General features: G+C 70.0%; 13 protein-coding genes. 9 read left to right on the top strand and 4 right to left on the bottom strand.

Translation table 11 applies throughout. From position 1 onward, the window contains the following. Positions 1-24: 24 nt before the first annotated feature. Together HMPREF9336_RS03575 and HMPREF9336_RS03580 are read right to left on the bottom strand one after the other, a co-directional pair. Positions 25-2,385 carry a heavy metal translocating P-type ATPase gene (locus tag HMPREF9336_RS03575; RefSeq protein WP_007469133.1) on the bottom strand — a complete coding sequence of 787 codons (2,361 nt, stop codon included), beginning with the start codon at positions 2,383-2,385 and terminating at the stop codon, positions 25-27. 44 nt (positions 2,386-2,429) lie between these two features. Then, positions 2,430-2,789: a zf-HC2 domain-containing protein gene (locus HMPREF9336_RS03580; RefSeq protein WP_007469135.1), complete on the bottom strand. Its 360-nt coding sequence runs from the start codon at positions 2,787-2,789 to the stop codon at positions 2,430-2,432. 77 nt (positions 2,790-2,866) lie between these two features. Between HMPREF9336_RS03580 and HMPREF9336_RS03585 the strand changes: the two genes are divergently transcribed. From HMPREF9336_RS03585 to HMPREF9336_RS03600, 4 genes are all read left to right on the top strand, one after another. Next, complete coding sequence (locus tag HMPREF9336_RS03585; protein WP_007469138.1) at positions 2,867-3,448, top strand: sigma-70 family RNA polymerase sigma factor; 582 nt, start codon at positions 2,867-2,869, stop codon at positions 3,446-3,448. Next, positions 3,435-4,967: a bis-aminopropyl spermidine synthase family protein gene (locus HMPREF9336_RS03590; protein WP_007469140.1), complete on the top strand. Its 1,533-nt coding sequence runs from the start codon at positions 3,435-3,437 to the stop codon at positions 4,965-4,967. Before HMPREF9336_RS03585 ends, HMPREF9336_RS03590 begins: the two co-directional genes overlap by 14 nt. Next, on the top strand, positions 4,964-5,461 hold the full coding sequence (locus tag HMPREF9336_RS03595; protein ID WP_007469142.1) for a GNAT family N-acetyltransferase: 498 nt from the start codon (positions 4,964-4,966) through the stop codon (positions 5,459-5,461). Before HMPREF9336_RS03590 ends, HMPREF9336_RS03595 begins: the two co-directional genes overlap by 4 nt. Positions 5,462-5,591: 130 nt before the next feature. Beyond that, positions 5,592-6,218, top strand: a complete 627-nt coding sequence (locus tag HMPREF9336_RS03600; RefSeq protein WP_425277243.1) for a TetR/AcrR family transcriptional regulator — start codon at positions 5,592-5,594, stop codon at positions 6,216-6,218. 118 nt (positions 6,219-6,336) lie between these two features. Here the strand turns inward: HMPREF9336_RS03600 and HMPREF9336_RS03605 are convergent, their stop codons facing one another. Beyond that, entirely contained in the window at positions 6,337-6,897 is a 561-nt protein-coding gene (locus tag HMPREF9336_RS03605) for an LOG family protein (RefSeq protein WP_007469146.1), read from the bottom strand. Between the two features lie 79 nt (positions 6,898-6,976). On the opposite strand from HMPREF9336_RS03605, the gene HMPREF9336_RS03610 reads away from it, so the two are divergent. Continuing rightward, the gene (locus HMPREF9336_RS03610; protein WP_007469149.1) at positions 6,977-8,293 is read left to right on the top strand and encodes a threonine/serine exporter family protein; all 1,317 of its coding nucleotides are present in this window, start codon (positions 6,977-6,979) and stop codon (positions 8,291-8,293) included. Between the two features lie 21 nt (positions 8,294-8,314). Here the strand turns inward: HMPREF9336_RS03610 and HMPREF9336_RS03615 are convergent, their stop codons facing one another. Then, positions 8,315-9,013: a M24 family metallopeptidase gene (locus tag HMPREF9336_RS03615; RefSeq protein ID WP_007469150.1), complete on the bottom strand. Its 699-nt coding sequence runs from the start codon at positions 9,011-9,013 to the stop codon at positions 8,315-8,317. Positions 9,014-9,102: 89 nt separating this feature from the next. On the opposite strand from HMPREF9336_RS03615, the gene HMPREF9336_RS18250 reads away from it, so the two are divergent. The 4 genes from HMPREF9336_RS18250 to HMPREF9336_RS03635 all read left to right on the top strand — a co-directional run bounded on the left by HMPREF9336_RS18250 (position 9,103) and on the right by HMPREF9336_RS03635 (position 12,644). Next, positions 9,103-10,110, top strand: a complete 1,008-nt coding sequence (locus HMPREF9336_RS18250) for a hypothetical protein (RefSeq protein WP_021030027.1) — start codon at positions 9,103-9,105, stop codon at positions 10,108-10,110. After that, on the top strand, positions 10,007-10,687 hold the full coding sequence (locus tag HMPREF9336_RS03625; RefSeq protein WP_007469151.1) for a nitroreductase: 681 nt from the start codon (positions 10,007-10,009) through the stop codon (positions 10,685-10,687). The genes HMPREF9336_RS18250 and HMPREF9336_RS03625 overlap by 104 nt, the downstream gene beginning before the upstream one ends. A 178-nt stretch (positions 10,688-10,865) precedes the next feature. Beyond that, the gene (locus tag HMPREF9336_RS03630) at positions 10,866-11,684 is read left to right on the top strand and encodes an LLM class F420-dependent oxidoreductase (RefSeq protein WP_007469152.1); all 819 of its coding nucleotides are present in this window, start codon (positions 10,866-10,868) and stop codon (positions 11,682-11,684) included. A 129-nt stretch (positions 11,685-11,813) separates the two neighbouring features. Further along, the gene (locus HMPREF9336_RS03635; protein ID WP_021030029.1) at positions 11,814-12,644 is read left to right on the top strand and encodes an LLM class F420-dependent oxidoreductase; all 831 of its coding nucleotides are present in this window, start codon (positions 11,814-11,816) and stop codon (positions 12,642-12,644) included. The last annotated feature ends 194 nt before the right edge of the window (positions 12,645-12,838 follow it).

Here is a 12,838-nt window from a genome sequence, read left to right on the forward strand (position 1 = left end):
GCGGCCGCCGTCAGCCCTCCGCCGTCAGCGGAGGTTCGCCCGGCGCAGCCGCAGGCTGTTGGTGACGACGAAGAACGACGAGAAGGCCATGGCCGCGCTCGCGAGCAACGGGTTCGCGAAACCCGCGACCGCGAGGGGGATCGCCGCGACGTTGTAGCCGAACGCCCAGACGAGGTTGCCGCGCAAGGTGCGCAGGGTCGCCCTGGCGAGGGCGATGGCGTCGGGGATCGCGCCGAGGTCGTCGCGGACCACGATCACATCGGCAGCGCTGAGCGCGACGTCGGTGCCGGTGAACACCGCCATTCCCAGGTCGGCGACGGCGAGGGCGGGGCCGTCGTTGATCCCGTCGCCGACGAACGCCACCCGGAGCCCGCCGTCTTGCAGCTGGCGCAGCACGTCCGCTTTGCCCTCGGGGGCGACTTCCGCGATCACTTCGGGGATGCCGACCTGGTCGGCGACGCGCTGCGCGGCGCTCGCGTTGTCCCCGGTGAGCAGCAGCAGCCGCAGTCCGCGCGCTCGCAGCCGCGCCACCGCGTCGGCGGCGGAGTCCTGCACGGTGTCCGAAAGGCTCAGCACGGCAATCGGCTCGTCGTCGCGGCGCAGGACCACCGCGGTGGCTCCGTCCCGTTGCCGCTCGCGCACGGCTCGGGCGAGGGCTGCGGGCAGCTCGATCCTGGCTTCGGGGCGGCTCACCGCGACCGCGAACCCGTCCACCTCGCCTCGGACCCCGGTGCCGGGGACGGCGACGAAGCCTTGGACTTCCGGAAGCTCCCCGACAAGGCCCTTGGCCCACGAGGTGATCGCGGAGCCGACCGGATGCTCGGAAGCCGCCTCCACCGCGCCCGCGAGCCGCGCGATCTCGGCCTCGGCGAAGCCCGGGGCGACGTCCACGCCGGACACCCGCATTTTGGCGGTGGTGATGACGCCGGTCTTGTCGAAGACGACGGCGTCGACGTCTCGGGTCGCCTCCAACGCCCTCGGCCCCTTCAGGAACACCCCGAGCAGGGCTCCTCGGCCGGCCGCGACCATGAGCGCGGTGGGGACGGCGAGGCCAAGCGCGCACGGGCAGGCGATGACGAGCACCGAGATGGCGACGCCCACCGCGCGGGAGGGCGGGGCTCCCGCGATCAGCCAGCCCGCGAACGTCGCCGCCGCGATCAGCAGGACGACGGGGACGAAGAACGCCGAGACGCGGTCGGCGAGCTGGGTGGCTTTGCCCTTGCCGACCTGCGCCTCTTCGACCAGTCGCAACATGCCGGCCAGCCGAGTGTCCGAGCCGACCGCGGCGGCTTCCACCACCAGCCGCCCGGTGAGGCAGATCGTGCCGCCGACCACCGCCGAGCCAGGCTCGACCGTCACGGGGTTCGGCTCGCCGGTCATCGCGCTCATGTCCACGTCGGCGAAGCCGCTCTGGACCAGCCCGTCGGTCGCGATGGTCTCGCCGGGGCGGACGAGGAAGCTGGAGCCTTCGACGAGTTCCTCGACGGAGGCCCGGACCTCTCTGGCTCCGGTCTCGTCCGGGACGAGGAGGGTCACCTCGCGCGCGCCAAGCGCGGCGAGCGCGCGCGTCCCCGACCCGGCGCGTTTCTTCGCCTTCGCCTCGAAATAGCGACCGGCGAGGACGAACACGGTGATGCCCGCCGCGACCTCGAGGTACACGCCGTCGCTCGCGAGGATCGTGTCGAGGACGCCGCTCGGCTCGGGGCGCGTCGGGGAGACGGCGCCCATGGGAGAGAACATGGACCACAGGGACCAGCCGAACGCGGCCCACACGCCGAGGGTGACCAGGGTGTCCATCGTCGCCCCGCCGTGCCGCAGCGCGGCGAGCGCCCGGCGGCGCATCGGCGCGGCGCACCAGAGGACCACCGGCAGCGCGAGCGCGGTGAGCAGCCACTGCCAGCCTGGGACGCGGAAATCCGGCTCCATGGCGAACAGGATGGACAGGTTCGCGAGCGGGAAGAACAACAGCAGCGCGACCGCGAGCCTGCGGAACAGGTCGTGCACGACTCGCTCTTCGGCCTGCTCGGCCTCTTCGGCCAGCGCGGAGGCGCGGGCGTTGGCCACGATCGGATCGGCGGAGTATCCGGCCTTCTCGACCGTCGCCACGATTTGCTCCGTCGAGACGGTCGTCGGCGCGTCCACGACGGCCACGCCGGTCGCGAGGTTCACCTCGGCGCTCGCCCCGTCGAGCTTGCCGAGCGCCCTGCTGACCCGTGCGGAACACGCCCCGCAGGTCATGCCCGAAACGTGGTACCTGGTCCGCCGCAACGGCTCCGGCTCGGCCCCCGCAGCAGGGGAGGCGATCTCCTGCGCGGTCGGAGCCCCCCTCGAACCCCCAAGGCTCACGGGAGCGAAGCCCCCGCCCTCCAGCGCACGTCGGCCCATGCTGTTTTGGATCCCGTCTTCCTGGATCGCCGGGTTTGTTCTTGTCACTCCGCTGGCTCCTCGATGACGCGCAGATGGCTCGTCTTCCGTCCGAAACGCGCGCCTTCGGGCGCGCGCAATTCAACGGAGCCGGGCTTGCGCAGCCACCCCGACACGCGAGCGCGCCACGACAGCTGCCGTTTGGGCAGTTCCACGTGGAACACCGGCGCGAGCGGGAGGGATCCCAGCCGCAGCGCCGCCGCTTGCGCCTGCGCCTGCCGCCACCAATCGGCGCAGCTGTCGCACGCCGCCACATGCTCGTCCACCCGGATCGCCGGCACGGGCTCGCGCTCCCCGTCCAGCCGGGCCGAAAGAGCCTCTTGGCACAGGTCGCACTGGATCGAATCACCAGGCACGCTCCGCATACCTCATTTTAGCGCTCTGCGGTGCTGGTTCATTCCCGGTGCGGGGCGCAGGGCGAGGACAGGATATCCTCAATGCCATGGCAAACGGCGATAGCGAAGATCGGGCCACCGCTTTCGCGCTCGCCGCGGCCCGAGGGGACCGCAAGGCGCTCGCCGCGTTCGTCGCCGAGACGCAGCGGGACGTGTGGCGGTTCCTCGCGCATCTGACAGACACGACACAAGCGGACGACCTCGCCCAGGAAACCTACTTGCGAGCGATGACCAGCATCGTTCGGTTCGAAGGCCGGTCCAACGGGAAAGTGTGGCTGCTCTCCATCGCGCGCAGGGTCGCAGTCGACCAGATCCGTTCCGCGGTCGCCCGGCCAAGATTGGCTCCCGGCGCGGACCCAGGGCTCGCGCCGTCGGTGCGGCGGCGGGAGGTCGCCGAGCATTCCGCGCAGGTTGAGCTGAGCCTGGTCAAGATCCTGCTGGACGATCTGGCCCCGGAGCGGCGCGAGGCGCTCGTGCTCACCCAGATGCTCGGCCTCTCCTACGCGGAGGCAGCGGCCGTGTGCGATTGCCCGGTGGGCACCGTGCGCTCCCGGGTCGCGAGGGCGAGGGAGGATCTCATCGGGGCGGGCCGCGAGCAGCCGGGAGACGCTTCCCGTGTCCTGGGATAGCCTGCCCGAAGTCCAGGGCGGCCTCGCCGAGTTCATGCGGGAGCGAGGCGTCGAGGCGCGGTCGTACCTCGCGGCGCTGGAGCGCCTCGCGCAGGGCCCCGCGACCACGCAAGAGCTGATCGACGCGTCCGCGCTGTCCAGGCACGGGGTCGAGCAGCTGCTGCGGGCCGCTGGCGCGCAGGCTCCGCCGGGCGGCGCGGGAGCGTGGTCGTTGCCGTCGGAGGCCGAGGCGCAGCGGCAGGCTTTGCTTGGACGGTCCTCGGAAGGGCCCGCCGAGACGGCGGTGCTCGACGAGACGGTGCTCGACGAGACGGTGCTCGACGAGATCAAGGACGCGCAGCGTCGCGCGCCGAAGGCGAACCGGCATCTCGACCACGTGTCCGCGACCGCGCAGACGGCGCTGGCAAGGGCGCGGTGGCTTGCAGAGCGGTTCTGGCTCGGCGGCGCGCGGATTCTTTTCGTCGGCGACCACGACCTCACCAGCCTCGCGGTGGCCAGGCTCTGCCCAGGGGCGGAGATCGCGGTCGTGGACGTCGACGAGGCGCTGGTGGAGTTCCTCGCCGCCGAGCTGTCCGCGCGGGGCGCGAAGTTCCGGGCGCGGCACGCCGACCTGCGCCATCGGTTTCCCGCCGACCTCGAAGGCTGGGCGGACCTCTTCGTCACCGACCCGCCCTACACCCCGGAGGGCGTGGCGCTGTTCTGCGCGCGGGGGGCGCAGGGCCTGCGGAGCCTCGCGCGGGGCAGGGGCGTGCTGGCGTACGGGTACGGGGAAGACCAGCCCGCCCTCGGCCTCGCCGTGCAGAAGGCGATCCTCGGCTTGGACTGCCTCGTCGAGGAACTGGTCCCCGACTTCAACCGCTACCACGGCGCGCAGGCCATCGGCAGCGCGAGCGATTGGCACGTGCTGCGCTTCGCCCCGAGCGCGGCGAAGAAGATCGAGCGGGCGGCGCGGGAAGCCCCGAAGACGATCTACTCCCATGGCCGCCAGTCCGTCGAGTCGGGCGGGGCCGCCCCGGCTTCGAGGGACTTGCGCAAGCAGGACGCGTCGGCCCTTTTCCGCGCTTTGCTGTGGGAGGGCGGCGAGCGTGTGGAGCTGCTCGTGGACAACAACCATCCCGACTTGCGCGACGCGAAGTCGCAAGCCCGGCTCAGCGACGACGTCGCGGGGAAATGGAGCCTCCGGTTCCGCAAGTCCGTGCCGGACTCGGCGAGCGCGGTCGTCGAGGCGGTCGCCGTCGAGCGGCCGAACCCGCGCAGCCTTGTGCTGCACAGGCCGCACGGCAAGCTGAAGAACGTGCTGCGCGAAGCGCGGATCCTGGCGGATCCGGGGATGATCAGGCCGGTGCTCACCAAGAACCAGGCGCGCGAATTCGTCTGCGACGCGCTGGGCTCGGTTCCTGAATGGGGATCGGAGCTCGGCGAATGCCTGGTCGGCGACGCGCCGCGCGCGGCGTTGCGCGCCCTGCTGCGCGCGTTGGAGCACGCCGAGCCGCAGTCGAGAGAGGAAGGACCCGCATGACAGACAGGCAGACGGCGATCCGCAGGGCGCGGCCCGAGGACGTGCCCGCGATGTGCGCGATGGTCCACGACCTCGCCGCCTACGAGAAGGCCCCGGAGCTGTGCCACCTCACCGAGGAGCAGCTGCGCGCATCCCTGTTCGGAGCGCACGTCGCCCTGTTCGCGCACGTCGCGACGGTGGGCGAGCAGGTCGTCGGGATGGCGATCTGGTTCCTCAACTACTCCACATGGGACGGCGTGCACGGGATCTACCTTGAGGACTTGTACGTGCGCCCGGAGCACCGCGGTTCGGGGCTCGGCAAGGTGCTTCTGGTCGAGTTGGCCAAAGAGTGCGTGGAAAACGGCTGGTCCCGGCTTTCCTGGTGGGTGCTCAATTGGAACGCCCCGGCGATCGGGTTCTACCGGTCTATCGGCGCGGAGCCGCAAGACGAATGGACCACCTACCGGCTCGCGGGCGCGGAGCTCGCGGCGTTGGCGGGCGAGGGCTCCGCGTAGCGCCCACGCCGAAGCGCGCCAGGCAGGAGGCGGCCAGCATGATCGGGAGCGTCCCGGCTTGCGCGGCGGCATGTTACTTATTTACGAACTCCGTAACGATATAACGAGTTCCGGCGGAAGCGCTAGGATCTTGGAGGTGACGACAGACGCGACCAGCGAACGCATCCTGGAAGCCGCGAGGGACGAACTCTTCAGCTTCGGGATCCGGCGGACGACCGTGGAGGGGATCGCGAGACGGGCCGGGGTGTCGCATATGACGGTGTACCGGCGTTGGCCTGCGAAGAACGACCTCTTGCTCGCCGTCGTGATCCGGGAGATCGAAGGGCTCTTCGCGGCGGTCGACCGGGAGGTCGGCGCGCTGGACGACCCCGAGGACAAGCTGGTCGCCGGATTCGTGGGGATTTACTCGTTCGCGCGCGCCCATCCGTTGCTCGGGCACGCGCTGGAGACCGACCCCGAGTCGGTTCTGCCCATTTTCACCTCCGGCGCGGGGCCTTCCATCGAACTCGCGACGAACTACCTCGCCGGGCATATCGAACGGGCGGCGGGCACCGGGGACTCCGCCGCGGCTCGCAGTCTGGCCGAGATCTTCGTGCGGCTGACGCAGTCATTGCTGCTGACTCCGCGCCCCGAAGCCTTGGCCACCCGGCCCGAAGTCGAAGCGTACGCCCGCCAGCATTTGCTGCCGCTCGCCCGGACGGTCATCGCCTCCGACCAGGTGGCGGCGAAAGCCTCCGACCAGGTGGCGGCGAAATAGGTCCAGCAGCCAGCGAGTGGTTTGACCGCTACCAGCGTCCGCCTGGATGCGCGCTGTGCTGTGTCTCAGTTGCCGACGGGCTCGCGGGGCCAGCGAGTGGTTCGGTTATTGCCCGCGTCTATTGCCAGCGTCCGCCTGGATGCGCGAAATCACCGACTTGCCGGAGGTAGTCCTCAGAGCTTTCCGCGACGATGAGCAGGTCGTAGCTGCGCTCCGCGATGAATCCTGCTTCTTGCATGCCGCGCACGGCGGTGAGCATGCTGGTCCAGAAGCCGTTGACGTTGAGCACGCCGACCGGTTTCGGATGCAGCGCGAGTTGCGCGGACCCCCACACGTCGAAGAGTTCGTCGAGCGTGCCGAGCCCGCCGGGGAGGGCGACCGCCGCGTCCGAGAGCTCCAGCATCAGCTCTTTGCGCTGGTACATGGTGTCCACCACGCGCTGGGTGGTGAGGGTCTGGTGGGCCAGCTCCTTGTCGACCAGGCTGGTGGGGATGACCCCGTGGACCTTGCCGCCCTCGGCGAGGGCGGCGTCCGCGACGACTCCCATGAGCCCCTTATGCCCGCCGCCGTACACGATTTCGGCCCCAGCGCGGGCGAGCCCGCTTGCGAAATCCGCCGCCGCCTGCGCGTACGCCGGGTCGATTCCTGCGCTGGCTCCGCAATACACCGCGACTTTCACGGGTCTCCTCCTTCGTGTTCGGCTCCTTAGTTTGCCAGTTCGGCTGACGGTTTCCGGACGGATCGGTTATGAATAGTCGGTGACATGCATCGCTGCGCTGCGGCGCGGCTCTTTCAAGCGGCGCTGCCTCAAGGAGCGGCCCCAGCCCCTCGCCGAGGTCGGGCCGTGCTCGGACGAGGAAATCCTCACCATGCTGCGCCAGCTGGGCATTGCGATGATCGAGACGGGGCAGCCGACGAATCTCGTCGAGGCCGAGCTTCGGGCGGTGGCTGCGGCGTACACGCCGAGCGAGGCGCGGGTGCTCGCGTTCCCCACCTACCTGATGGTGCAGCTGGACTCCTCGTCGCAGGCGAAGGGGCAGGTCGACGTGCCGTCGCGGGCCACGGCGCAGCTCGACCAGGCGGGCGAGGTGGACACGCTCGTCCAGCTCGCCAAGGCCCGCGCGGTGACGCCGGGCGAGGTGGTCGCCCGCGCGAAGGCGGCGCGCGCCTGGCCGCCGAGGTTCGGGCCGCTCGTGACGTTGCTCGGGCATATGATCCTCACGCTCGGCTTCGGCTTGGCCCTGCAGCCGACCTGGGCCGCCCTGCCCGCGTACGTGCTGCTCGGATTCGTGGTCGGCCTGGTGCTGCTGCTGGGCAGGTGGCTGCCGTCGGCCAATATCATGCTGCCGCCCCTGGCCGCGGCCAGCGCAACGGTCCTCACGACGTGGTTCTTGGCCGAGTCCGCGGGGGACGGGCTGTTCCGAGTGCTCGCCCCGGCGCTGATCAGCGTGCTGCCGGGGGTGACGCTGGTGATCGGCGCGGTGGAGCTCACCAGCATCCAGGTGATGTCCGGGTCCGCGCGGCTCATGTACGGGGCGGCGCAGCTGCTGCTCCTCGCGCTCGGCGTCGTGGTCGGGGCGCGGATCGCGGGCCCGTTGCCGCATATGCCGCCGAGCGCGCGACTCGGCGAGTGGGCCCCGTACGCCGGGGCGGTGGTCGCTTCGGTCGGCTTCTTCCTCTACAAGTCCGCGCCGAAAGGGTCGCTGCCCGCGATTGCGGCGACGATGCTGGTGGCGCTCGTCGGCCAGCAGCTCGGCGGCAAGTACGTCGACCCGATGCTCGCCGGATTCCTCGGAGCGCTGGTCGTGGTGCCGTTCGCCCAGTTCGCAGGTAGGTTCAAGAGGGTTCCGCCGCCGATGGTGCTCCTGGTCGCGGCCTTCTGGTTCCTCGTGCCCGGCGCGTTCTCCTTCGTGAGCGTCGCCGAAGCGGTCACCACCGGCGCGGGCGGCGCGCGTGCCTTGCTTTTCGCGGTGATCGCCGTGTTCTCGATCGCGCTCGGGATGCTGCACGGCTGGGGCGTGGACTACGCGGCGGTGGGCCTCGCCAACGCGCTGCGCGGGCGCAGGAACCGCTGACCTGGCCGAAAGCGACGAGCGTCAGATGTCGAGCAGTTCCTCGTAGAAGCCGCCGTAGCGGCCCTCAGGCTCTTTGATGTGCACTTCCAGGATCCAGTGCGCCGCGCGGCCAGAGGGGTCCGGGCGGCGCATCGGCAGGTCCGAGCCCGGCGCGGCGTACCACTGCAACTCGCTCTTGGTGAGGTGTTTGTGCGGGAACTCGCCGATCAGGTGCCCGGCGATCTGGCCGGCGAAGTCCCAGCCTCGGGCGCGCGAGCGGTCCACGACGAAATCGTAGAGCTGCGCGCCGGTGATCTGCGGGCTCGCGTTGAAGAAAGCGCGGGACTCCTCGAAGATCTCCGGCAGGTCGTTGGCGAGCCGGTGTTTGGCCGGGTCGTCGCCGAGCACGTACGTGCGCCCGAAGTCGGCCTCCCACGCCTCGAAGACCGGGCCGAGGTCGATGAACACGATGTCGTCCTCCGCGAGGACGCGCTCGGGCGGGTTCTCGTTGGCGATGGAGAGCGTGTTGGCCCCCGCGCGCACGATCCGCTTGTGCCAATGCTGGCGCACCCCGAACTGCGCCTCGGCCAGCGCTTTGATCGCCTCGCTCGCCTCTGTCTCGCTCAGGCCGGGGCGGATGAGCCGCCCCGTCTCGATGGCCTCGAAGAGCGCGGCGGCCTTGCGTTGCGCGTCGCCAAGCCGCTCGCGCCGTTCCTGCTCGTTCGCGCCCGTCGCGGTCATATCAGGAGCGTAACACCATTCGCTCGTGACGGGCGGGGCGCTTCCGGCGACGGGGACGGCTGTCGGTGGGCGCGAGTAGCGTCGGGAGCATGCGGGCGGAACAGCGATTGCGCCGGGGCGCGGCGGCTTCGAAACAACTGGCGCGGCTGCGCGGCTCCCCGCCGGGGTCGCGGGCGCTGTGGGTCTACGACGAGCGGGATTGGGCGGTCATGCGCGCGCAGCCGTCGGGCGCGCTGATCTGCCCGGAGCCCGGCTGCGGCTCGCCGTTCACGGTGGTCAGGGAGAACCAGTTCGGCACGAGGTGGCTCGCCGACCGGCCGGGGGAGGATTGCCCGCACGCCCCCACCAGGCCCGGCGCGGGCGGCGGCCCGATGTCCGCGCAGCACCGCTGGATGCAGGAGCGGCTGCGCCGGATCTGCGCGGTCCTCGGGCAGGACTCGATTCCCGAGCATCGCGAGACGAACGCCGACCTCTACGTGCCCGGCGCGCGCCTGGTGATCGAAGTGCAGCGCTGGGCGACCGACTTCCGAGGGCGCACCGAGGCGAGGGAGCGCGTCGGCGCGCGGGTGCTGTGGCTGATCACCGAGGACGCGTCGGGCCGGTCCGTCGAACGGGCGCTGCGCCGCCAGCCGTGCGTGCGGGTGCGAGTCCACGAGCGGGGGGACCGCCGCGCGCGGCTGGAGCCGTGGCTCAGGCCCGAGGAGGCTTCGCGCGCGGTGCTGTCCTTCGGCGCGCGGGTCGCCCATTTCGACGCGGCGGCGGGCGGACTGCGCCTGGGCTGGCGGGATGGCTCCGCGTTCCTCGCCGAGGTGATCGAGGGGAGCCGGGTCTGGCTGCCGGGCTCGGCCCCGCAGCTGGCGGGCCTGCGCTCCGCCGCAGGTCCCGGCGGCGCGTGGGTGCTGCGCCGGGACCTGGACCGCTTGGCCGAGGCAAGCCCCCGCCCGGCCCGCAATACACTCGTCCGTATAGCCGAACGAATGCGAGGAAACCTGCATGGCCGACACTTTGGACTTCGCCGAAACCGTGCGCGCCAGGCGCTCCGCGCGGGCCTTCCTGCCCGAGCCGCTGACCGATCAGGAGCTGCGCGCGGTGCTTGAGGACGCGCAGCGCTCCCCCTCGAACAGCAATTCCCAGCCCTGGCGGGTCCATATCGTCTCCGGGGCCAAACGCGAGGAGCTCAGCGGGGCGCTGCTGCGCGCGGCTGGCGAGGGCCGGGCGAGCCTGGACTTCACGTTCGATCCCAAATACGACGGGAACGCGGACCTGATGCGCAACGTCAAAGAACAGGGCTACCGCTACTACGAGACGATGGGGGTCGACCGAGACGACTACGAGGCGCGGGGCAGGCTCGTGCTGCGCAATTACGAGTTCTTCGGAGCCCCGCACGTCGCGTTCCTGTTCGCCCCGCTCATCGGCGACGGGGTGCGGGTGGCGGCGGACATCGGCATGTACGCGCAGACGTTCCTGCTCTCGCTCGCCGCGCACGGCTTCGGCGGAGTCCCGCAGACCGCCCTTGGCCTCTACGCCGACACGGTGCGCGAATCGCTCGGGATCCCCGCCGAGCGCAAGCTGCTCTTCGGGATCTCGTTCGGCCGCCCGGACGAGGCCGCGGCGGCGAACAGCTTCCGCACCAGCCGAATGCCGCTGGAGGAGAGCGTCGTCCTGCACTCCTGACGAGCCTCTCGACAGCGGCTCCGCTCAAGCTGCGGCAGCAGTTCCGATTGAGCTGAGCATATCGACGCGAACCCGGTCGGGCGAGCGCCGTTGCCCCTCTGTCCCGCCCCTGCCCGCCCGAGCCGCGCTAGGCTCGGTAGCGTTCGACGACCGCTCCACGAGAACAGCGAGGAACCCCATGGGCCGCCCCATCCGCATCAGCCTTTTCATCCCGCCCACCCGGTTCGACAACTACGGCGCCGTCCGCGATCAGGTCAAAGCGGCGGAGGATACGGGAGCGGACATCCTCCTGGGCTTCGACCATTTCTTCGCTCCCGAGGTCGTCGGGTTCGAAAACGACCGGCCGGTCCTCGCCGACCCCCAGCCGCTGGACTTGCCGAACTTCGAGCCGTTGACCGCGCTCGCCGCGTGGGCGGAGCAGACTAGCCGTGCCGAGCTTGGGCTTTTGGTGACTGGGATCGGCTATCGGAATCCTGATCTGCTCGCGGATATCGCGCGCACGATTGACCATATTTCCGGTGGTCGGCACATCCTGGGCCTCGGGGCGGGCTGGTACAAGCCGGATTATGACGAGTACGGGTACGAGTTCGGGACGTTCACCACCCGCTTTCAGCTCTTTGAGGAGGGTTTGGAGCGGATCAAGGCCCGGTTCGCCAAGCTCAACCCGGCCCCGTTGCGCCAGATCCCGATCCTCATCGGCGGCACGGGGGAGAAGAAGACGTTGCCGCTGGTCGCCAAGTACGCCGACATCTGGCACTCCTTCGGCGACATCCCCTCGTTGCAGCGCCGCAAAGACATCCTCGCCGGGCTCCTCGAGCAGAACAACCGCCCCGCCGACGCCGTCGAGCTGGCGCAAGAATGGCCCGGCATCGAGCAGGCCGACGCATACGTGGCGGCCGGGGTCACCCTCTTCAAACTCGACTATCGGCTGGGCGAGGACAAGACGGTCGAGCAGGCCCGCGAGGCCATCGCCTGGCGGGACAAGACGAACGGCTGAGCCCGCGCGGGCTGCGCTCGCGTTGAACCGCGCGGATTGCGCTCACGTTGAACACAGGGGAATAGGTCTGCCGGTCCGGGTGGTTGCATCGTGGGTCAGCCCGACGTCATCGCCACCCTAGGAGAGCACATGTCCCGTCCTATCCGGATCAGCGTTCAGAGCCCTGCGACCGTTTTCCCCGACTACCAGCAGGTCAGGGACCGGGTGCAGCGGCTAGAAGACATCGGAGTGGATGTCATCTTCGGCTACGACCATTTCTACACCGTGCAGATCCCGTCACGGGGCGAGCTGGTCGCGGTCGACCAGCCGCAGGACTTGCCGAACTTCGAGCCGTTGACCACGCTTGCCGCGTGGGCGGAGCAGACCAGTCGCGCCGACGTAGGCCTGTTGGTGACCGGGATCGGCTATCGGAATCCTGATCTGCTCGCGGACATCGCCCGCACCATCGACCATATTTCCGGTGGTCGGCACATCCTCGGCTTGGGGGCGGGCTGGTACAAGCCGGATTATGACGAGTACGGGTATGAGTTCGGGACGTTCACCACCCGCTTTCAGCTCTTTGAGGAGGGTTTGGAGCGGATCAAGGCCCGGTTCGCCAAGCTCAACCCGGCCCCGTTGCGCCAGATCCCGATCCTCATCGGCGGCACGGGGGAGAAGAAGACGTTGCCGCTGGTCGCCAAGTACGCCGACATCTGGCACTCCTTCGGCGACATCCCCTCGTTGCAGCGCCGCAAAGACATCCTCGCCGGGCTCCTCGAGCAGAACAACCGCCCCGCCGACGCCGTCGAGATCTCGCAGGAATGGCCCGGCGTCGACAAAGCGGACGAATACGTCGCGGCCGGGGTCACCTTCTTCAACATCTCCCTGTTCAACCCGGTGCAGGCTCCGTTCCTCGACCTAGACGACGACCTCAGCTCGGTCAAAGAGGCTGTGGCCTGGCGGGACAAGGCCAACGGCTGACCCCCTCGGCCCGGCTTTCCGGGCTGCTCGGCTATGACGCGGGAGAGGTTCTCCTTATCGCGTCGCCCCTTCGGCAGGGCGGTTATGATCGCATCGTCAATCGTCGGCGTGCCGTGAGGCAAAGCGTTGGGGCAGAAATGGCCGCATCAGGACAAGAGCAAAACCGAAGGCTGCGCCGGGAATCCGGACAGGGC

Origin of the sequence: Segniliparus rugosus ATCC BAA-974 (assembly GCF_000185725.2) — a bacterium.
GTDB lineage: Bacteria > Actinomycetota > Actinomycetes > Mycobacteriales > Mycobacteriaceae > Segniliparus > Segniliparus rugosus.